The organism is Nocardiopsis sp. iso_25 (genome assembly GCF_056173305.1).
The window spans coordinates 1945985-1966559 of sequence record NZ_CM149667.1 but is presented as its reverse complement, the minus strand read 5'-3'; the positions used below and the strand labels follow the sequence as shown (position 1 = coordinate 1966559).

General features: G+C 72.5%; 16 protein-coding genes. 7 read left to right on the top strand and 9 right to left on the bottom strand.

Annotated features, from left to right (window positions below; all coding sequences use genetic code 11):
• The first annotated feature begins 156 nt into the window (after positions 1-156).
• Positions 157-3264, top strand: a complete 3108-nt coding sequence (locus AC0VX6_RS08560; protein WP_475468031.1) for a bifunctional [glutamine synthetase] adenylyltransferase/[glutamine synthetase]-adenylyl-L-tyrosine phosphorylase — start codon at positions 157-159, stop codon at positions 3262-3264.
• On the opposite strand, the gene AC0VX6_RS08555 is transcribed toward AC0VX6_RS08560, so the two are convergent.
• On the bottom strand, positions 3261-4127 hold the full coding sequence (locus AC0VX6_RS08555; RefSeq protein WP_475468029.1) for a ketopantoate reductase family protein: 867 nt from the start codon (positions 4125-4127) through the stop codon (positions 3261-3263). The genes AC0VX6_RS08560 and AC0VX6_RS08555 overlap by 4 nt on opposite strands.
• A 70-nt stretch (positions 4128-4197) precedes the next feature.
• Here AC0VX6_RS08555 and AC0VX6_RS08550 point away from each other — a divergent pair, with 70 nt between their 5' ends.
• Positions 4198-4827: a TetR/AcrR family transcriptional regulator gene (locus AC0VX6_RS08550; RefSeq protein ID WP_475468027.1), complete on the top strand. Its 630-nt coding sequence runs from the start codon at positions 4198-4200 to the stop codon at positions 4825-4827.
• Between the two features lie 220 nt (positions 4828-5047).
• On the opposite strand, the gene AC0VX6_RS08545 is transcribed toward AC0VX6_RS08550, so the two are convergent.
• The 3 genes from AC0VX6_RS08545 to AC0VX6_RS08535 all read right to left on the bottom strand — a co-directional run bounded on the left by AC0VX6_RS08545 (position 5048) and on the right by AC0VX6_RS08535 (position 8375).
• Positions 5048-6880, bottom strand: coding sequence for a carbohydrate-binding module family 20 domain-containing protein (locus AC0VX6_RS08545; protein ID WP_274976948.1), 1833 nt, complete (start codon positions 6878-6880; stop codon positions 5048-5050).
• A gap of 392 nt (positions 6881-7272) precedes the next feature.
• Entirely contained in the window at positions 7273-7611 is a 339-nt protein-coding gene (locus tag AC0VX6_RS08540) for a hypothetical protein (protein WP_019610181.1), read from the bottom strand.
• Positions 7612-7784: 173 nt separating this feature from the next.
• Positions 7785-8375, bottom strand: coding sequence for a hypothetical protein (locus tag AC0VX6_RS08535; protein ID WP_274976947.1), 591 nt, complete (start codon positions 8373-8375; stop codon positions 7785-7787).
• 220 nt (positions 8376-8595) lie between these two features.
• On the opposite strand from AC0VX6_RS08535, the gene AC0VX6_RS08530 reads away from it, so the two are divergent.
• Both AC0VX6_RS08530 and AC0VX6_RS08525 read left to right on the top strand, forming a co-directional pair.
• Positions 8596-8769, top strand: a complete 174-nt coding sequence (locus tag AC0VX6_RS08530) for a hypothetical protein (protein WP_475468025.1) — start codon at positions 8596-8598, stop codon at positions 8767-8769.
• 457 nt (positions 8770-9226) lie between these two features.
• A complete protein-coding gene (locus tag AC0VX6_RS08525; protein ID WP_475468024.1) occupies positions 9227-12226 on the top strand; it encodes a helix-turn-helix transcriptional regulator in 3000 nt (999 codons plus the stop codon).
• A 163-nt stretch (positions 12227-12389) separates the two neighbouring features.
• On the opposite strand, the gene AC0VX6_RS08520 is transcribed toward AC0VX6_RS08525, so the two are convergent.
• The gene (locus AC0VX6_RS08520) at positions 12390-14162 is read right to left on the bottom strand and encodes an NAD+ synthase (protein WP_475468023.1); all 1773 of its coding nucleotides are present in this window, start codon (positions 14160-14162) and stop codon (positions 12390-12392) included.
• A gap of 353 nt (positions 14163-14515) precedes the next feature.
• Between AC0VX6_RS08520 and AC0VX6_RS08515 the strand changes: the two genes are divergently transcribed.
• Positions 14516-15877, top strand: a complete 1362-nt coding sequence (locus AC0VX6_RS08515) for a glutamine synthetase family protein (RefSeq protein ID WP_013151975.1) — start codon at positions 14516-14518, stop codon at positions 15875-15877.
• Positions 15878-16023: 146 nt separating this feature from the next.
• Here AC0VX6_RS08515 and AC0VX6_RS08510 read toward each other — a convergent pair whose 3' ends face one another.
• From AC0VX6_RS08510 to AC0VX6_RS08500, 3 genes are read right to left on the bottom strand one after another with little or no spacing between them, the layout of a single operon-like run.
• Positions 16024-16221 carry a DUF397 domain-containing protein gene (locus AC0VX6_RS08510; protein ID WP_475468022.1) on the bottom strand — a complete coding sequence of 66 codons (198 nt, stop codon included), beginning with the start codon at positions 16219-16221 and terminating at the stop codon, positions 16024-16026.
• Entirely contained in the window at positions 16218-16397 is a 180-nt protein-coding gene (locus AC0VX6_RS08505) for a DUF397 domain-containing protein (protein WP_475468021.1), read from the bottom strand. Before AC0VX6_RS08505 ends, AC0VX6_RS08510 begins: the two co-directional genes overlap by 4 nt.
• Positions 16387-17208, bottom strand: a complete 822-nt coding sequence (locus AC0VX6_RS08500) for a helix-turn-helix domain-containing protein (protein WP_248774210.1) — start codon at positions 17206-17208, stop codon at positions 16387-16389. Before AC0VX6_RS08500 ends, AC0VX6_RS08505 begins: the two co-directional genes overlap by 11 nt.
• Positions 17209-17384: 176 nt before the next feature.
• On the opposite strand from AC0VX6_RS08500, the gene AC0VX6_RS08495 reads away from it, so the two are divergent.
• Both AC0VX6_RS08495 and AC0VX6_RS08490 read left to right on the top strand, forming a co-directional pair.
• Positions 17385-17702 (top strand): hypothetical protein, encoded by a 318-nt coding sequence (locus AC0VX6_RS08495; protein WP_475468019.1) that lies wholly within the window; start codon positions 17385-17387, stop codon positions 17700-17702.
• Entirely contained in the window at positions 17686-17952 is a 267-nt protein-coding gene (locus AC0VX6_RS08490; RefSeq protein ID WP_475468017.1) for a hypothetical protein, read from the top strand. The genes AC0VX6_RS08495 and AC0VX6_RS08490 overlap by 17 nt, the downstream gene beginning before the upstream one ends.
• A 262-nt stretch (positions 17953-18214) precedes the next feature.
• On the opposite strand, the gene AC0VX6_RS08485 is transcribed toward AC0VX6_RS08490, so the two are convergent.
• Positions 18215-20455 (bottom strand): rhamnogalacturonan lyase family protein, encoded by a 2241-nt coding sequence (locus tag AC0VX6_RS08485; protein WP_475468016.1) that lies wholly within the window; start codon positions 20453-20455, stop codon positions 18215-18217.
• Positions 20456-20575: the final 120 nt, after the last annotated feature.

Here is a 20575-nt window from a genome sequence, read left to right as displayed (position 1 = left end):
CCCCATCGGGGCCGGTATCCGTTCGGGTACCGGCCCCGGCCCGGTTCCGGGTGCGCGGGACGGTCCGCGCCGGGGCCGGACCGGTCCGGGGCACCGGGCCCGCTCACCGGCCGGACCGTTACCGTTGAACACGTGGTGAGGGACGGAACGACGAACATGACGGCAGGCGCGCTCGCCAGGCGCGGTTTCAGCGACAGCACCCGGGCCCTGCGGCTGGTGGAGGAGGCCGGGCTCGACGCCCGGGCCGACACCGAGATCATCGGATCGCTCGCGGCCGCCCCGGACCCCGACCAGGCGCTCCTCGGGCTGATCCGCATCCTGGAGTCCGACCCCGACCCCGCCGAGTTCCTGCACGCGCTGCGCGAGGACCGCGAGCTGCGGGCCCGGCTGTGCCGGGTGCTGGGCACGAGCACCGCCCTGGCCGACCACCTGGTGCGCCACCCGGGCGACTGGCGGGAGCTGCTGGGCGCCGACGCCGCCCGCTCCCCCGGGCCGGAGGAGGTGCGCCGCGGCCTGTTGCACACCGTGGGCGCCGATCCCCACAGCCCCGCGCCGACCGCCGACCCGGCCGTGGTCGGCGACGGTTCGCCGGAGGAGCTGCGGCACGTCCTGCGCGTGGCCTACCGCAGGCGGGTGCTGCGCCTGGCCGGGCGCGACCTGACCGGGCTGTGCACGGTGGACGAGGTCGCCGGGGAACTCGCGGACCTGGCCGCGTCGCTGCTGGACGCGTCGCTGGCGGTGGCCCGAGCCGAGCACCCCGAGGACGCCGCGCTGTGCCGCCTGGCCGTCATCGGCATGGGCAAGTGCGGGGGTCGCGAGCTCAACTACGTCAGCGACGTGGACGTGGTGTTCGTGGCCGAGCCGGCCGCGGACGGGGGTTCGGACGAGAACGCGGGCCCGGGTTCCGGGAGGCCGGTGGACGAGCAGGCGGCGATGCGCGCGGCGACCCGGCTGGCCACCGCGATGATGCGCATCCCCGCCGAGACCGACGCCGAGGGCGCCCTGTGGGAGGTGGACCCGGCGCTGCGCCCCGAGGGCAGGAACGGCCCGCTGGTGCGCCCGTTGTCGGGGCACCGCGCCTACTACGAGCGCTGGGCCAAGACCTGGGAGTTCCAGGCGCTGCTCAAGGCCCGGCCGATCGCCGGGGACGCGGAGCTGGGCCGGGCCTACATGGACGTCATCTCCCCCATGGTGTGGGAGGCGGCGGGCCGCAAGGACTTCGTGGAGGACGTGCAGGCGATGCGCCGCCGGGTGGTGGCGCACATCCCGGCGGGCGAGGCGGAGCGCGAGCTCAAGCTGGGCCCGGGCGGGCTGCGCGACATCGAGTTCTCCGTGCAGCTGCTCCAGCTGGTGCACGGGCGCACCGACGAGCGGCTGCGGTCGGGCAACACCCTGGAGGCGCTGGCCGCGCTGTCGGAGCACGGGTACGTGGGGCGCGGCGACGCGGCGGGGCTGGCGGAGGCCTACCGGTTCCTGCGGCGGTTGGAGCACCTGTTGCAGCTGGAGCGGTTGCGGCGCACGCACCTGATGCCCGACGCGGCCGCCGAGGACGGTCCCGACCAGCTGCGCCGCCTGGGGCGGGCGCTGGGGATGACCGCGAACCCGGTGCGGGAGCTGACCGAAGCGCGCCGCCGGGTGTCGTCGGAGGTGCGGCGCCTGCACGAGAAGCTGTTCTACCGGCCGCTGCTCAACGCGGTGGCCAGGCTGCCGGGCGAGGAGGCGCGGCTGTCGCCGGAGCAGGCCAGGGACCGCCTGGAGGCGCTGGGGTTCGTCGATCCGGGCGGTGCGCTGCGCCACCTGGAGTCGCTGACCTCGGGGGTCTCGCGCAGGGCGGCGATCCAGCGGACGCTGCTGCCGGTGATGCTGGGCTGGTTCTCCGACTCCCCCGGCCCCGACGCGGGCCTGCTGGGCTTCCGGCAGGTGAGCGAGGCCCTGGGCACCACGCCGTGGTACCTGCGCCTGCTGCGCGACGACGTGCGGGTGGCCGAGCGGATGGCGTGGCTGCTGGGGACGAGCCGGTACGTGACGGAACTGCTGCTGCGCGCCCCGGAGGCGGTGGCGATGTTCGACGACGACGGCGACCTGGTGCGGCGCGACCCGAAGGTGCTGGCCGGGGAGGCGGAGGCGGCGCGGCGCCGGTACGACACGGCCGAGGAGTCGGTGTCGGCGGTGCGCGCGCTGCGCCGCCGCGAGCTGCTGCGCACCGCCGCGGCCGACCTGCTGGAGGTCGCCTCGGTCCAGGACGTGGGGGCGGCGCTGACCGACATCGCCGCGGTGACCGTGGAGGCGGCGCTGCGGCTGGCGCAGAACCTGGTGGTGGCGGCGTCGGGGGACGAGCCGCTCACCCGGGTGTGCGTGGTGGCGATGGGCCGGTTCGGCGGCGGCGAGCTGACCTACGCCAGCGACGCGGACGTGATGTACGTGCACGACCCCCTGCCGGGCGTGGACACGGGCGCGGCGACCAGGCAGGCGCTGGCCGTCGTGCGGGAGCTGGCGCGGCTGCTGGAGATGCCCGCGGCCGAGCCGCCGCTGAAGGTGGACACCGACCTGCGCCCGGAGGGCCGCAGCGGGCCGGTGGTGCGCACGCTGGAGTCCTACGCGGCCTACTACGGGCGCTGGTCGCAGGTGTGGGAGAGCCAGGCGCTGCTGCGGGCCAAGCCGGTCGCGGGCGACCCGCAGCTGCGGGAGGCGTTCACGAGGCTGATCGACCCGATCCGGTACCCGGAGGGCGGGATCGACTCCTCGGCGGTGCTGGAGATCCGCAAGCTCAAGGCGCGGATGGAGTCGGAGCGGCTGCCGCGCGGCGCCGACCCGACACTGCACACCAAGCTGGGCCGGGGCGGGCTGTCGGACGTGGAGTGGGTGGCCCAGCTGATCCAGCTGCGCCACGCGCACGAGTACCCCGACCTGCGGACCACCGGAACCCTGGAGGCGCTGGAGGCGGCCGTGGCGCACGGTCTGCTGGACGCGGAGGACGGCGAGGTGCTGGGCCGGGCCTGGCGGCTGGCGTCGCGGGTGCGGGGCATGGTGATGCTGGTGCGCGGCCGGGGCGGGGACTCGCTGCCCTCGGACCTGCGGGTGCGGGCGTCGCTGGCGGAGGCGATGGGCTGCCCCTGCGGTGGAGACGGCGAGGACGAGGAGGAGGGCGCCGGGGAGGGCGCGGAGTCCGTGCGGGAGGGCCCGGCCGAGCAGTTGACGGAGACCTACCTGCGCGCCACCCGCCGGGCGCGGGCGGTGATGGAGCGCGTCTTCTACGACGACTAGGTGTACTGACCACGGAGCTGTTCGGCCAGCCGCTCCAGTTCGGCCATCGCGGCGGGCGAGCGGTCGTTGAGTCCGCTGTGCACGGCCGTCGGGCTCTTCAGGAAGCGCCGGAGCACGGCCACGAGGAGTCCCTGCGGCAGGGCCCGCAACCCGGCGAACGCGCGGGGCACCGGCGGCGTCTCCAGCGCGGCGAGGTTGCGCCGCATGAGATGGAGCATGCCGCGGACCGCGTCCGGGTCGTCGGCCAGCGCCACCGGGCCGCCCGCCGCGTGTACCGCCTGCCCGAGCGGGACCTCGAACGCGGCGTGCGTCCTGAGCCAGGCGTCCATCCGCGGCTCGGCCTCGGCGTTGACCCCGGCGGCACGGAACGTCTCCACGATCCGTGCCAGCCGCGGGGTGGTACGGCCGTCGGGCTCGCCGACCGGCATCGCGACCCGGCGGACGACGGGACCGCTCCCGCGGTAGCGGACCACGTCGCCGTCCATCGTGCCGCCGAACGGGGGGAAGCCGAGCAGCAGCCGCTCGCGGCCGATCGCCGCGCCCAGTGCCTCCGGGCCGGCTGCCCAGTTGAGCTGGGACAGCACGTCGCCCCGGACACCGGCGAGTGATTCCAGCACCGCCTCCACCTGGTGGGTGCGGACGAAGACGGCGATCAGGTCGTACCCGCTGTCCGGGTGCTCGACCGCCGGTACGGGCACCCGCTCGACCGCCGGGGCGTCCTCCTCGGCGAGCCGTACTCCGTGTCGGCGCAGGGCTGCCAGGCGCTCGCCCCGGGCGAGGAGCGAGACGTCGTGGCCGGCCTCGTGCATGCGGGCGGCGAACAGGCTGCCGCAGACCCCGGCTCCGTACACGAGCAGCTTCATGGCGATCCTCTTTCATACGTTCGTTTGATTCATACGTTCGTTTCATTCAAACATATGTAGAGTCCCTCGTGTGGCGACCACAGACACCCGCACCCAGCTCCTCGACGCGGCCGAGCACCTCTTCGCCGAGCACGGATACCGCGGCACCTCGGTCCGCGCGATCACCGCGCTCGCCGGGGCGAACCTGGCCGCCGTCGGTTACCACTTCGGCTCGAAGGCGGAGCTGATGGCCGCGGTCGCCCGCCGCGTGGTCGAGCCCGTCAACGCCGCCCAGTGCGCCGGGCTCGACGCACTGCTCGCCCGGACCCCCGACCCACCGGTCGGCGAACTGGTGGAGGCGTTCGCGGGGCCGCTGTTCGACGGGATGCCGGTCGGCGACGAGGGCGGTGCCCGGACGTCCCGGATGATCGTGACGATCCTCAGCGACCCGGCCGAGGAGGCGCGCGCCTGGACCGGTCCGGCCGAGGACTCGGTCCGCGAGCGCTACCTCGCGGCCTTCGCGCGCGTGCTGCCCGACCTCTCACCGGAGGAGCTGCGGTTCAGGATGCGGAGCATCCTTGCCGTGACGGCCGTCGACCGCCTTGAGGTCCACCAGCGGCCCTCCCCCGGCTGCGTGCCCCCGGCAGCGGGCGAGGCGGCCCGGCGGTGGGTGATCACGTTCCTCACCGCGGCGTTGAGTGCGCCACCGACCCGGACCTGACCACCCGGGACGGGCGCGGGCGGCGCGGGCCGGGAGGCGTCCGCCCCGCCGGTCGGGGTGTGGACGGTCTCGGCTCGGCGGCCGCCCCCGCGCCGGAGGAGTCGGACGCGGGGGCGCCGGGGCCGGGGAGTGGTCGGCCCCGCGGAAGCGGCTCGCGGCCCCCGGGAGGGCGTCCCGGGAGGGCCGTGCGCGGCGCCCCGGTCGGGGCGCCGCGCACGGGTCAGTCGCGCCAGGTGACGCTGGTGGCGGGGCCGACGCGGTTGGCGCCGGACTCCCACTCGGCGTTGCCCGCGCCGTCGACCTTGACCAGCTTCCACTCGGTGTCGGCGCCGATGGGGGCGGTGCCCGACCACACGGGGTAGGTGGAGGCGTCGGTGGACAGCTTCACCCCGTTCTGCGGGTTCCAGGACCCCAGCGCGGGGGTGGAGCCGACCACGTACACCTCCTGGCCGTACCAGGTCTCCACGGTGGCCGAGACGCTGACCTGGCCCGGCTCGCCCGGCTCGCCGCCGCCCTCGCACTCGGCCGGGTCGTCGCAGGTGCCGCCCACGTGCAGGGCGACGGCCCCGTCGGCGGGGACCCGGGCGCTGATCCGGCCGTCGGCGACGGTGAGGGTTCCGCTCCCGGCGGCGTTGTCGTAGCTGCCGTCGGGCAGGTCGGTGTCGGCGGTCAGGTTCCAGGCGGAGCCGGTGGCGTTGAAGGCGGCGAAGCCGCGGTCGCCCCGGTCGAAGGCGAGCCGGGAGGAGCCGTCGGCGGCGCGCTGGACGACGGGGGTGTCGCCGGTGGCGTTGCGGAAGGCGGCCATCCCGGCGACGGTCGGGTGGCGGTGCTCGCAGACCCACTCGGCGCTGGAGCAGTCGGTGTCGGCGGTGATCCAGCCCGCCGGGTTGCCCTGCACCTCGCCGACGCTGGGCGGGCCCTGGGTGACGTTGGAGCCGAAGTCGTAGCTGGACATCACCACGGGGCGCCCGTAGGGGTGGGCCAGCATGAACGCCACGGCCAGGTGGTAGCGGTCGCCGTCCTTGAAGGTCAGCGTCGGGTGGTAGCGCTGGGTGTCGTGGTTGTCGACGAAGACGGTGGCCTGCTCGTCGGTGAGCCCGCCGTAGTCCGGCAGCTGGGCCAGGCCGGAGATGTTGCCGTCCGCGAACTTGTTGGAGATGTCGCGCTGGTAGTCGAAGGCGGTCACGCGGCCGTAGGGCGCGTAGGCGGTGTAGGGGATGGTCTGGTCCCCGTAGACCTCGTGGAAGACGTCGGGCTGGCCGCCGAAGACCGGGACCTCGTTCAGGTCCGAGAAGATCGCGTCGACGTGGGCCTCGGGGACGTGCTTGGAGGCGTCCACGCGGAAGCCCGCCACGCCCATGTCCACCAGTCCGTTGAGGTAGCGGCGGATCTGGGCGCGCACTTCGGGGTCACCGGTGTCGAGGTCGGACAGTCCGACGAGTTCGCAGTTCTGCACCTCCCACTTGTCGTTCCAGTTGCTGATCTCCCTGCGGCAGGAGCTGAAGTCCTCCCCGGTGCGGGAGGCGGTGCCGTCGCCGAACAGGTCGGGGTACTCGTACTTGGCCCAGTCGGTGCCCGCGCTGCCGGTGCCCGAGCCGTCGCCGGTCATGTGGTTGATGATCGCGTCGGCGTAGATCCTCACGCCGTTGTCGGCACAGGTGGAGACCATCGTCTGGAACTCCTCGGCGGTGCCGCGCCGGGTGTTGTCGAGGCGGTAGGAGGTCGGCTGGTAGTCCTGCCACCAGGGGTAGTCGCCGCCCTCCGCGAAGGGGATGACCACGTGCTCCTGGGGCGGGGAGACCTGCACCCCGCCGAAGCCGTGGGGGCCGAGGAACTCCTCGCACTCGGCGGCGACGGAGTCCCAGTTCCACTGGAAGAGCTGGACGATGGTCTCGCCGTTGTCGGCGGCCCGGGCGTCCTCGGCGGGGGCGGGGGCTGCCGGGACCTGTGTCGTGGGGGCCTCCGGGACGGGGACGGCCTGCGCGGGGGCGGCCAGCAGGCCGACCCCCATCAGGACCGCCCCGGCGACGGCGCCGGGTCGGATGTGCTTCATGTGCGCTCCTTGGGGGAGGTAGCGCGGCGGGGCGGCACTGCCCCGTCCGCTGTCCCCTTGCAGTGTTTGCAAGAGTTTGCGTGAGCGTGACGAAGCTAACAGACCGGAACGCTCTTGTGAACGGGTGTTGATCTGAACGTCACACCGCTCACCCAGTGCGACGACCTCCGCTCCCATCTGCCGTGATGCGCTTCGGGCCGCCCTTTCCACCGGCCCGCCCCCGGGACGCGCTCCCGCGTGAGCTGGGACGACACCCGCGCAAGACCCCGAAGCCCGTGGGAAAGTTTTCGCAAGGTTACAAAAACGCACCCAGAAAAAACCGGTGGCGGCACGGTTCGTGCCGCCACCGGCGGTGGCTCCGGAGGGGCCTGCGGGGGCCGCTCCGGGAGGGCTTACCAGAAGACGGCCACGCCGATGTTGACGATGGCGAGCACGCCCGCGATGATCGCGAGGTTCTTGGCGGGCTTGCGCAGGTTGAGCACGCCCACGACCACGACGGCCAGCGCGACCAGCAGCTTGACCGCGATCTTGACGTGGTTCAGCTCACCGAGGTCGGCCATCTCGGCCACCCCGACCAGCAGCAGACCGGTGACGAACTGGAGCAGGGAGCTGTGCAGCAGGACCTTGGTCGACTTGGGGTTGTCGGTGATGACCTGCATGAGGAAGCCCGCGATGATCCCGGCCAGGCCGATCATGTGCAGGAAGACGAGCGCGGAGTAGAGAATGTCCATGCCGGAAACACTACTACGCCCTGTAGTTTTCCCTCCCCGGGTTCATGACACACTGACGTAACAAAACCGGCACCCCCACCTGCCCGGCTTCTCACCCGCACGGCGCCCCACCTGCCCGGCTCCCCTACCCGCGCGGCTCCTCACCCAGCCCAGCTCCCCACCAGCCCGGCTCCTCAGCCGCGCGACACCGCCCTCCTGCGCCGCCACAGCATCCAGGCCAGTCCCACCGCCAGGGCGACCCCCGCGGCCCGCAGCAGGTTCGCGGGGTCGGTGTACTCCGAGACCCGCGACATGGCGGTCTGTTCCGCGACCAGGACCGAGTCGCTGGCGCACGCGGCCGGGTCGGCGTCGCGTTCCAGCAGCAGGCAGGCGGTGCTGGTCAGGCGCTCCCCCGTCGCCTCCGGAGCGCGGACGCGCACCGTGTACACCGCCTCCTCCCCCTCGGGCACCGTCACCCGCCAGTTCACGATCCCGTCCCGGACCACCCCCTCCTGCCCGACCTCGACGATCTCCAGCTCCCCGGGAACGTGCTGGGCCAGCAGGGCGTCCTCCACGGGACCGTCGCCGACGGTGGTGCTCAGCGTGAACTCCTCACCCGGCCGCGGTGCCTCGCCCGCCTCCAGGAACAGGCCCACCCGCCCCTCACCCTCCACCGGCTCCGCGGCGGCGGGCGCGGGAGCGCCCAGCGCGCCCGCCGCCAGCCCCGCCGTGAGCGCGCCCACTGCGAGCGCGCCCGCCGTCCCAGCCCTGTACTTCCGCGTCATGTCGCGCCTCCCACGTGCGTTGTCGCCGCCTAGACAACTACGGGTGATCGGTCGAAGGCGCGGTGTGACACGCCGTCGGGGGTCGGGTCTTAGGGAGCACCGGCGCTCAGACCTCCCAGGACTGGGATTCCTCCCCATGTGCGCCCCGGGGTCTTAGGGAGAACGTGGAGAGCACACGGCGGGACACCGGTTCCGCCTCGCGAGTGAAGAGGAGAGCACCGTGTTCCACAGCGAACTGCTCAACGCCAACGCCCGGGAGATGACCGAGCGGCGCGTCCGCGAGGCGGAGAACGTGCGGGCGGCCCTGCGGGCACGCGCCGGGGAGCGCGCGCGGCGCAGGGAGGAACGCCGTGAGCGCCAGCGCCGGCGGCGCTCCTACGGCCGGGCCGCGTGAGGGCGCGCGGGAGGGGACAAGGGAACCGCGCGGTGTCGGACACACCCCCTCCCCTCCCGGACCGGTCCGCTGCCCGTCGGCCGCCGCGACCGGCTCCGGCTGCCCGGCGAGCGCACCCGAGGACTCGGGCTGAACCGACCGGAGCCGAGGACGCGCTCCCCGGGCCGGGCCCCGTACCCCGGCGGGACGCGGTGGTCGGAACCGGACCGGCGCCGCGGTCGGGGCCGGAACCCGAAGGCGGAACCGGGCCCGACTCGTCCGCGCGCCATGCGGCGGCGGGCGGGCGAGCAGGCAGGCGGCGGGCGGGTGGCGGACAGGCGGGCAGGTGGGCGGCAGGCGGGTGGCGGACAGGCGGGCAGGTGGGCGGCAGGCGGGTGGCGGACAGGTGGGCGGCGGGCAGGCGATGGCGGGCGAAAACCCCCTGAGAAGGCCGCACATGACAGGCATAATGGGCGCTATGCCCGTTCTTGCCGACAGTCGTACCGTTTTCGTGGGCCGTGAGCGCGAACTCCGCCTCCTCCGGGACCACGCCGGGCGCTCCCACACCGAGGCGTCCGGAACGGTGCTGGTCAGCGGTGACGCGGGCGTGGGCAAGAGCCGCCTGGTCGGCGAGTTCGTCTCGGCCCTGCCCCGGGGGACGGTCTTCGTCGGCGGCTGTCTCCAGCTCGGCGTGGACGGACTGTCCTACGCCCCCTTCACCGCCGTGCTGCGCCAACTCCTGCGCGAGCGCGGACGCGCGGCGTTCGAGGCCGCGGCGCCCGGGGGCACCGGCGAGTTCGCCCGGCTCCTGCCCGAACTGGGCGAGGTGCCCGTCCTTCGCCCGGAGAACCGGGGGATCCTCTTCGAGCAGGTCCTGCGCCTGTTCACCCAGGCCGCCGAGGACGGCGGCGTCACCGTGGTGCTGGAGGACCTGCACTGGGCCGACGGCGCCACCCGCGACCTGCTCGTCTTCCTCGTCCGCAACCTCGACCTGCCGGGCGTGCAGCTCGTGGCCACCTACCGCAGCGACGACCTGCACCGCGCCCACCCGCTGCGCCGCCTGCTGCCCGAACTGCGGCGCGCGCCCGGGGTCGAGCCGCTGGAGCTGGCGCCGCTCAGCCGCGAGGAGGCCGGCGCCCAGGCCGCCGCGATACGGGGAGCCGACCTCACCGGCCACGAACTGGACCAGCTGTACCGGCGCACCGAGGGCGTCCCGCTGTTCGTGGAGTCGCTGGCCTCGGCGGTCGGCGACCCCTCCGTCGGCGGCCACGACGTGCCCGACCAGTTCCGCGACCTGCTGCTGGAGCCGCTGCACCGCTTCGACGACACCGCCCTGGCGGTGCTGCGCGTGGCCTCGGTCGGCGCGGTCTCGGGCAGCATCGAGCACGAGATGCTCCACCACGCGGCCGGGCTACCCGAACGCGAACTGGAGACCGCGCTGCACACCCTGGTCGACGCCAACACCCTGCGCGCCGACCGGACCGGGTACCGCTTCCGGCACGCCCTGCTGCGCGACGCCGTGCACGGCGACCTGCTGCCCGGCGCCCACGCCCGGCTGCACATGCGCTTCGCCCAGCTCATCGACGAGTACCCCGACTCCGTCCCCTACGACCGCAGGGCCGCCGAGCAGGCCCACCACTACAACGCCGCACAGGAGCTGCCCAGCGCACTCCAGGCCGCCTGGTGGGCGGCGGTGCGCGCGGGCGACACCCTGGCCTACGGCGAGGAACTGGACATGCTGGAGCGGGTGCTGGCCCTGTGGGACCGCGTCCCCGACGCACGGGAGCGGGTCCAGGGCAGGACCTGGGCCGAGGTGGCCAGCCTCGCGGCGGGGGCCGCCGTGGAGGCGGGCCGCGCCAGGCGCGCCCTCGAACTGGCCGACGAGGCCCTGGCCGCCCTCCCCGAGGACGGGGGCGACGACCACACGCTGACCGTGCGGGCGGGGCTGCTGCGCCGCCGCGGTCTGGCACGTGCCGCGGACTCCTGCGGCAGCGGGATCACCGACCTGGTCGCGGCCCTGGAACTGCACCCGCCGCACATGCCGGGGTACGGCCTGCTGCTGTCCATCCTGGCCCGGGAGAGCATGGTGCACCGCGCCGACCGGCGCCACACGCCGGAGCAGGAGCGGCTGCGTGAGCTGGAGAGGTCCGGAAGGTCGGCACGCGCGCTGGCGGAGGAGGCCATCGCCCTCGCCGACCCCGCCGGGCAGAGCGGCATGTGCGCGGCCGCCGACGCCCGCATCACCCTGGGCGGCCTGCACATGGACGCGGGCGACCTAGAGGGGGGACGCCCCCTCATCGAGGCCGCCATCCGCTACGCCGCCGAGGCGCGCGACCCCGGTCTGGAGGCGCGCGGGGCGGGCAACCTGGGCCACTTCCTGCGTGAGCTGGGACACCACGAGGAGGGTCTGACGGTCCTGGAGGAGTCCCTGGCCCGGCACGAGGCGATGGGGTGGGCGGCCGTCCACAAGACGTTCAACCACCAGAACCGCGCGGAGATCCACTTCGAGTTGGGAGACCTGGCCAAGGCCCGCGGCATCCTCGAAACGGTCCTGCGCACCCACCCCTCCAGCAAGCACCGCTTCTACGTCGACGCGGTGCTGGCCCGCACGGCGGCGGCGCAGGGGGACCCGGAGGCGGCGCGCCGGACCATGAGGGTGTCGGGGCGGGAGGACGCGCTGGCCTCGCACCGTATGAACATCGTGCAGCTGTCCCTGCTGGCGCTGCTGGAGGCGGACCTGGTCGCGGGGGACGTGGACGACGCGCTCGTCCTGGCCGAGCGGACGCTGGAGCGGCTGGCCCTGGAGTCCGCGCACGGGTACACGTGGCCGATGGCGGAGGTGATGGCCGGGGCCGCTCGGCTGGGCGCGGCGCCGGGCCGCCCGGAGGGGACGGCGCAGCGGGCGCGCCGGGTGCGGGACCTGGTGGCCGCGCTGGTGGCGCCGATGCCCGCCCACGGGACGGCGCAGCACGCCTACCGGGTGTCCGTCGGGGCCCACCTCGCCGAGGTGGACGGCGCGGGGCCGGACGCGCTGCTGGAGCGGTGGCGCGATTCGGTGGCGGCCTGGGAGGCCACGCCGATGCGGCTGCACCTGGCGCGGGCCCGGCTGCGGGCCGCCGAGGCGGCCGTGGCGGTCGGGCTGCGGGAACAGGCCGTGGCGTGGGTGCGGCAGGCGCACGCGACCGCCCGGGAGTGCGGAGCGGTGCCGCTGGCCGACGCCGCCGCGGACCTGGCCCGCAGGATGGGCTGCGGCCTGGAGGAGGACGCGGCCCCGCCCGCCGTCCCCGCCGGGCTGACGGCGCGCGAGACGGAGGTGGCGCGGATGCTGGTCGTGGGCAGCACCAACGCCCAGATCGCCGAGCGGCTGTTCATCACGCCCAAGACCGCGAGCGTGCACGTGTCCAACATCCTGGCCAAGCTCGACGTGCCCAACCGGGCCGCGGCCGGAGCGCGGCTGCGGGAGCTGGGCCTGGCCTAGGACCGGGCCCCGGGCCCGCCCGGACCGCGACGGGGACCGGGGGGAGGCGCGGAGCCGGTGGAGGCAGGCGCACCGCCTCCACCGGCTCCGCGCCGCGGGACGTGCCGTGTTCCGGCGACCGGTGCGGGCACGGGCGCGCCGGAGGAGGCGGACGGAACCCGGTTCAGACCGTCCAGCGGTTGGTGATGGGCACGCGGCGGTCCCGGCTGAGGTTGCGCGAGCTGATCTTGGTGCCCGGCGCGGACTGGCGGCGCTTGTACTCGGCGCGGTCCACCATGCGGATGACCCGGCGCACCAGCTCGGGGTCGTACCCGGCGAAGACCAGTTCGGCCTCCCCCTTGTCCGTGCCGACGTAGGCGTCCAGGACTGCGTCGAGCTGTGTGTAGTCGGGCAGGGAGTCGGTGTCGAGCTGGTCGGGGCGCAGTTCGGCGCTGGGCGGCTTGGAGATGGAGTTCTCCGGGATCGGCGGGGTCTGCCCCAGCCGGTCGGCCTCCTCGTTGCGCCAGCGGGCCAGCTCCCAGACCAGGGTCTTCCAGCAGTCCTTGATGGGCGCGAACCCGCCAACGGAGTCGCCGTAGAGCGTGGAGTAGCCGGTGGCCGCCTCGCTCTTGTTGCCGGTGGCCAGGACCAGGTGGCCCTCCTCGTTGGACAGCGCCATCAGGAGAGTGCCGCGCACGCGGGCCTGGAGGTTCTCGGCGGCCAGGCCGGTGAGCGGCACGCCCGCCTCCCCCGTGGACCGGGTGAACGCCTCCACGGCCGGGGCGATGGCGATGGTGCGGGCGGCGAAGCCCTGGCGGCGCGCCAGCTCCTCGGCGTCGCCGATCGAGTGGTCGCTGGAGTGGGCGCTGGGCATGAGCACGCCGTGGACCCGGTCCGCGCCCAGGGCGTCCACCGCGATGGTGGCCACCAGTGCGGAGTCGATGCCGCCCGAGACGCCGACCAGGACCGAACCGAAGCCGTTCTTGACGGTGTAGTCGCGCAGGCCGGTGACCAGTGCGCGGTAGACCTCGCCCGTGTCGGAGAGCGGGTCGGGCCGCGGGGTGACGGTGGCCGCCCGCGGCGGGTAGGGGGCGACCGGGTCCGCCGAGACGGTGTGGCGCATGACGCGCAGGCCGTCCACCCGCGCGCCCGGGCCGTCCGGCGCCGGTCCGGCCTCGGGCAGGTCCAGGTCGGCGACCAGGAGGGTCTCGGCGAACTGGGGCGCGCGGGCCACCAGCTCCCCCTCGGAGTCCACGATCAGCGAGTCGCCCTCGAAGACCAGCTCGTCCTGGCCGCCGACCATGTTGACGTAGGCCAGGGCGGCGCCGACCTCGCGGGCGCGGCGCTGGCACAGCTCCAGGCGCACGTCGTCCTTGTGGCGCTCGTAGGGGGAACCGTTGAGGGAGACCAGGAGGCCGACCCCGGCGGCGCGGGCCGCGGTGACGGGGCCGCCCTCCTGCCACAGGTCCTCGCAGACGGCCAGGGCGACGTCCACGCCGCGGACGCGGACCACGGAGAGGGTGTCGCCGGGGACGAAGTTGCGGAACTCGTCGAACACGCCGTAGTTGGGCAGGTGGTGCTTGGCCGAGGAGAGGACGACGCCGCCGCGGTGCAGGACGGCGACGGAGTTCTGCGGTGCCCCGGCGGGCTGGCCGTAGCGTGCGCCCGGGCCCTCGCGGCGGGAGAGGTATCCCACCACGACGGGGAGTTCGCCCAGGCCCTCCCGGGCGAGGTCGGCGGCCAGGGCGCGGGTGGCCTTGATCGAGGCCGACACGAAGGAGTTGCGCAGCGCCAGGTCCTCGACCGGGTAGCCGGTGACGACCATCTCAGGGAGGACGACCAGGTGGGCGCCCTCCTCGGCGGCCCTGCGCGCGGAGTCGACGACGAGGGACAGGTTGCCGTCCAGGTCGCCCGTGGTGGGGTTGACCTGGGCCAGTGCGATTCTGAGCTGTGCCACGGGCCCGAGCCTAGCCGCAGGATGTTTCCGGGGCGCGGTCGCGGCGGGCCCGGGCACACGGCACGGCACCGGGCGCGGACGGCCGGGAAGCGGTGGCGCGCACTCCGGGGGCTGCCGCGGGTTCGGCGCGGGTTCCACGCGGGTCCGGCCGCCGACGGCGGGCGGATGGCCGGAAACGCCCGGTCACGGGCCATAATGCGTGTGCGGGTGACGGACCGGGCAGGCTGTTCGGCGTGTGCGGAAATACCCCGGAAATATCCGCACGGCACACTGGACCTGGGAGACCGTGTCCGAACCGGCCCCGCTGTACGCCGGGAGGGCCCGGACACCGACCGCATCGAGGAAGGTTGATCGTGAATCGACAGCAGGAATTCGTGCTCCGCACGTTGGAGGAGCGCGACATCCGGTTCGTGAGGCTGTGGTTCACCGACGTGCTCGGGTACCTCAAGTCCGTGGCGGTCGCCCCCGCCGAACTGGAGGCAGCCTTCTCCGAGGGCATCGGTTTCGACGGCTCGGCCATCGAGGGGTTCGCGCGCGTCTACGAGGCCGACATGCTGGCCCAGCCCGACCCCTCCACCTTCCAGGTGCTGCCCTGGCGCAACGAGCCGCACGGCACGGCGCGCATGTACTGCGACATCCTCATGCCCGACGGTTCGCCGTCGTCGGCCGACCCGCGCCACGTGCTCAAGCGCACACTGGGCAAGGCCTCCGACCTGGGGTTCACGTTCTACACGCACCCCGAGATCGAGTTCTACCTGCTCAAGAAGATGCCCGAACTGGGCGAGCTGCCCGAGCCCAACGACTCCGGCGGCTACTTCGACCACACGCCGCACAACAGCGCGCACGACTTCCGGCGCAACGCCATCAACATGCTGGAGGCCATGGGCATCTCCGTGGAGTTCAGCCACCACGAGGGCGGGCCGGGGCAGCAGGAGATCGACCTTCGCTACGCCGACGCGCTGACCACCGCCGACAACATCATGACCTTCCGGCTCGTGATGAAGGAGGTGGCGATGGAGCAGGGCGTGTACGCCACCTTCATGCCCAAGCCGTTCACGCAGTACCCGGGTTCGGGCATGCACACGCACCTGTCGCTGTTCGAGGGCGACCGCAACGCCTTCTACGAGCCGGGGGCGGACTTCCAGCTGTCCAAGGTCGGGCGCGGGTTCATCGCGGGGCTGCTGCGGCACGCCGACGAGATCACGGCCGTCACGAACCAGTGGGTGAACTCCTACAAGCGCCTGTGGGACGACCCCGCCGCCTCGGCGGGCATGGGCGGCGAGGCACCGGCCTACATCTGCTGGGGCCACAACAACCGCTCGGCGCTGGTGAGAGTGCCGATGTACAAGCCGGGCAAGTCCAACTCCAGCCGGATCGAGATCCGCTCGCTGGACACGGCCTGCAACCCGTACCTGGCCTACGCGGTGATCCTGGCGGCTGGTCTGAAGGGCATCGAGGAGGGCTACGAGCTTCCTCCGGGCGCGGAGGACGACGTCTGGGCGCTGACCGACTCCGAGCGCCGGGCGCTGGGCATCCGGCCGCTGCCGCAGAGCCTGGACGAGGCGCTGCGAATCATGGAGAACAGCGAGCTGGTCGCCGAGACGCTGGGCGAGCACGTCTTCGACTTCTTCCTGCGCAACAAGAAGGCGGAGTGGCACGACTACCGCCGCCAGGTGACGCCGTACGAGCTGCACAGATACCTGCCGACCCTGTAAGAGCCGGGTGGCCATGTAGTCCTGTGGCGCTGTGAGCCTGTGAGCCTGCGCGAGCCCCCTTCCCGGGTGTCCCGGGGAGGGGGCTCGGTGCGTCTCGGGGGTGCTTCAGGAATGCTTCGAAGGGGCCAGGGGCAGGGGTCAGGGCTTCAGGGGGCGGAGCCCTTCACGGCTTCCAGGAGGGCGGTCCACTCGGTGCTGTCGGCTTCCAGATGGCCGAGGTGCCGGTTCTGGGTGTCACGCACGGCCGCGCCCGCAGAGGTCCGCTTCGCCTCTACGCAGTCACCGCCGTTACCACCGCTGTAGGCGGGCTTCTTCCACTCAGTCGAGAGCTTCGGCTTCGTCATCCCTTGACCGCTTCCAGGAGGGCGATCCACTCACAGTGGTCGGCTTCCAGACGGCCGAGGTGCCGGTTCTGGGTATCACGGACGGCCGCGCCCGTTCCAGTCCTCTGAGCTTCAACACAGTTTCCACCGTTGCCATGGCTGAAGGTGGACTTCTTCCAGCTCTCCTCAAGCCCCATCTTGGGACTCCCTTCGGATCTCATACAGTCGCTTCAGCGACTTCTCAGCAGACAGAGCGGCGCCTTGCAGGTCTCCAAAGAGCCTATCGAACCGTCGAACCACCTTCTGATCAGTGACCATAGAGCCCGAGACGGCGTCCTCCACGTACAACGTGTCATGCCTGTCTTCGAACGTAAGCAGGGAGAAAGACGAGGTACTTGGCGGCTGTTCTGTGTCGGCGGGGATGATGTGGAGCCGTACCATGTTCGTCTCTATCATCCCCACCAAACGGTCAAGTTGAGACACCATGACCTCAACGCCACCAATGCACGCAGTCAACGCAGCCTCGTTGAGGATGAGAACCATTCGCGGTGGACGCGGTGACTTCCAGAGCAACTGCCTTCCCATACGCCCCTCTACTAGCTCCGTGATTTTCTCATCCGACTCCAGAGGGTTGTTTGCCCTGATCAAAGTGTGTGCGTAGGACTCTGTCTGAAACAGGCCGGGGATGACCACCGTCTCGAACTCCCGAATCAGCGCAGCTCTGGGCTCAGCCTTGACTCGTTCACTCAACCACTCCGGATACGCCTGCTTGTTGCTCAATCGCTCCCAGAGTTGCACCAACTCGCCACCAGCTCCTACCAGTGCATCCAACTGGGCAGCCATATCCCTACTCGGCCAATACGTACCCTTCTCGAATCCCGAGATGAGGGAGTCAGAGCAGGTCAGGTACACAGAAAGGGATTTTTGGGTCTTTCCCGACACCGAGCGGAAGCGCCTCAACTCGGCCCCCCACTCTTTCGCGTGTGGCTTGACCTGCCTCTTTACCATTTTTCCACCTCTCGCAACCAGGGGTCGAGCGCGCTGGACCGCTTCTCTCAGATTCTCTCACCTCTCCAAAAACTCTAGGTTCGGCTCTCTCTTCGCCTGATGCTGGTAATCGAACTCCTCACAGCCCTCCAGCAGGGGCTTAGGGATTTCCAGCAATGAACCAGGAGGAAAGAGACATGGCGGAAAACAACAAGGTCGAATCAGAGACCAGAGAGGCGGCCAAGAGGCTCGCCCTGGAACTGGACAAACTGAACCTCAAGCCGCTCCCCCGGCCGGGAATGGTGCTGGTGGTGAAGCGGGGTTCTCAGGAACAGTCGGTGCGCCTGATGCGGGCGGACTCGGGCCAGTGGCACTGGTTCTGGATGTGGGAGCCCTTCCGCACGCAGGACGCCTGGGAGTACGAGCAGGGCCTTCCGATCGGCCGGGAACAGGACATGGCCCGCCGTCTCCTCAGCGTTCTGGAGATCGCGGAGGCCGGTGAGAAGACCTCGTGAGCGCGCACGAACTCCCCGCTTCCTCGCTGAGGTCTCCCCCGAGGTGGCCGCGTCCCTCGCCACCACGCCGGGGGTGGAGAGGGTGACGCCCCGGCAGATCCTCTGCTCGGCCGTCGGCCTGCTCAACCTGCGCAAGGCCGGGGGAACCGTCTTCTTCGCCCGCGGCGGGGCCGTCCTCACCCGCCCCGGCATGCGGATGGTGACCTTCGCCGAACTCCAGGCGGGCGACCTCCCCCGCAGGTACCTGTGAGACCCACGGCCACCACGCGGAGGACCACGGGCCCTCCTCCGGAAGAAGACACATCCGGTAGGAGGGCCCGTCCTCTGACGGCTGGTTCCCTGACGACTCCCTTGTCGGACGGACTCCTTCTCTGACGGCCCCTTCTCCGGCTGGCTCCTTGTCCGACCGGTCCCCTATCCGACAGCCACCTTTACCGAGGGGACTCCGCCGGGCGCGGAGCAGCCGCACGGGCGCACCCGCACGACCGCCCACGTACCGCCCCGCCCGGGAATCAGGGCGTGTACACCTCCGGCCAGGGAGCGGGCTCCATGCCGTCCCCGATGAAGAAGCTCGGGTGCGGCGGCTGGTTGTAGGCGGTGTTCTGCCAGGCGACGGCCACCCGGTACTGGGTGTCGTGCATCAGAGTCGGCATCCGCAACTCGGTGGGCAGCGGCGTGGAGTAGATCCGCAGCGCCCGGTTGTCCTCGGTTCGCCAGACGACCTCCTCACGCCAGTCACCGAGGATGTCCCCGCTCAGCGCCGGTGTGGACTTGGTGCCGTTGTTGGAGGCCACCCCGGAGCCGGTCAGCAGCCGGGTGTCGCCACCGGTGCCGTACTCGTCGATACGGGTGCCGTCCAGCAGTTCACGCAGCGGGTCGCCGTCCCACCAGGCCACGAAGTTCGCGGACGAGGGGGCGCGAACGCCCAGACGGTTCCCCTCGGCGTCGTACATGCCGCTGATGCCGCCGCCCGTGACCCAGAACTCCGCGCCCGGGTTGCCCGGCCACACGTCCGCGGCCACGCCCCGGCCGGGCCCCTCCTCACCGCTGGCGGTCGGCCTGCGCCAGACCACGTCTCCGGTGTCGGCGTCGGCCACGTAGGCTCCCGCCGCGCCCCCCGTGCGCTCGGTGATGGTGAAGACCTCCAGGCCGGAGCGGTCGGGCAGCAGGTCGCCCACGTGCATGGCGTCCCCGTGTCCGTGACCGGTGGCCCACATCCCGCCTCCGTCGTCGTCCACGGCCATCGACCCGTACATGACCTCGTCGCGGCCGTCACCGTCGGCGTCGGCGATGCTCAACTGGTGGTTGCCCTGACCGGCCCACCGCGGCCCGGCCTCGTCGCTGTCGAAGGTCCAGCGCCGGGTGAAGCGCCCGTCGCGCCAGTCCCAGGCCGCGATCACCGAGCGCGTGTAGTAGCCGCGCGCCATGACCAGGCTGGGCCGCTGGCCGTCCAGGTAGGCGACGCCCGCCAGGAACCGGTCCACCCGGTTGCCGTAGCAGTCGCCCCAGTCGCAGACGTCGCCGCGTCCGGGCACGTAGTCCACCGAGTCCAGTTCGGCCCCGCTGCGGCCGTCGAACATGGTGAGGAACTCCGGCCCGCTCAGGACGTAGCCGTCGCCGTTGCGGTGGTCGGCCCCGGCGTCGCCGATGACCCCGCCGGTGCCGTCCACGGTGCCGTCCGCCGTCTTCACGGCCACCTCGGCCCGACCGTCGCCGTCGAAGTCGTAGACCTGGAACTGGGTGTAGTGCGCACCGGCGCGGATGTTGCGCCCCAGGTCGATCCGCCAGAGCCGCTCGCCGCTGAGTTCGTAGGCGTCGAGCAGCACGGGGCCGGTGCGACCCGACTGGGAGTTGTCCTTGGCGTTGGTGGGCTCCCACTTCAGGACGATCTCGTACTCGCCGTCGCCGTCGAGGTCGCCCACGCTGGCGTCGTTGGCGTCGTAGGTGTAGCCGCTGCCGCCGGACGGGACGTCCAGGGGCACGTCCAGGTAGCCGTCGCGCAGCGCCAGTGAGGTCCCCGACGCCTCCGCCTCCTGCCCGTCGACCACGGGGCGGACCGTGTAGTCGGCGTCGGCGGAGGCCCCGCCGTCCAGGTAGGAGGTGGCCCCGGTGAGGGGTTGGGAGTTGAGGCGTGTGGAGCCCCGGTAGACGTTGAAGGCGACGCCCTCGGAGTCGGTGGTCAGCAGCCGCCAGCTCACCAGGTTGCCCTGCGGGCCGTGCACGCTCACCAGGCCGCGGCCCAGTTCCTCGACCTGGCGCCCCTCGCCGGTGGTGGGCGGGTCCTCGTCGTCGGGCGGCTCCTCACCGGGCGGTTCCCCGGTGTCGCCGGTACAGACGGTGCCGTTGAGCGTGAAGGACTCGGGGATCTCGGGGGTGCCGCCGTGGGAGCCGTTGAAGCCGAAGCCGACCGAGGCCCCGGTGGCGACGGCGGCGTTCCACCCGGTGTCGGCCACGCTGACGCGGTCCCCGGAGCCGGAGAACTCGCCGTTCCAGCCGCTGGTGACGCGCTCGCCCGCGGTGAAGTCCCACTCCAGGGTCCAGCCGTCGAGGGGATCACCGAGGTTGGTGACGGACACGGCGGCGGTGAACCCGTTGTTCCACTGGTTCTGGATCGTGTAGTCGACCTCGCAGCCGGCGGCGGCGGAGGCGGGGCCGGTCGCCACGGCGGCGAGCGCCGCGCCCGTGGCGAGGGCGGTCGCGAGGCAGGCGCCGCGCCGTGTGCGTTGACGGGCGGCAGGGGGGATGGGGGGCATGGGAAGGCAACTCCTCACCGCATCCGGTACCGACGTGTCGCGGCGGCCCGGATGCGTCGATGTGATGGGAGCGCTCCCGAAAACACCGCGAATGTAACACGGGGAGTAGCGGCGCGACAA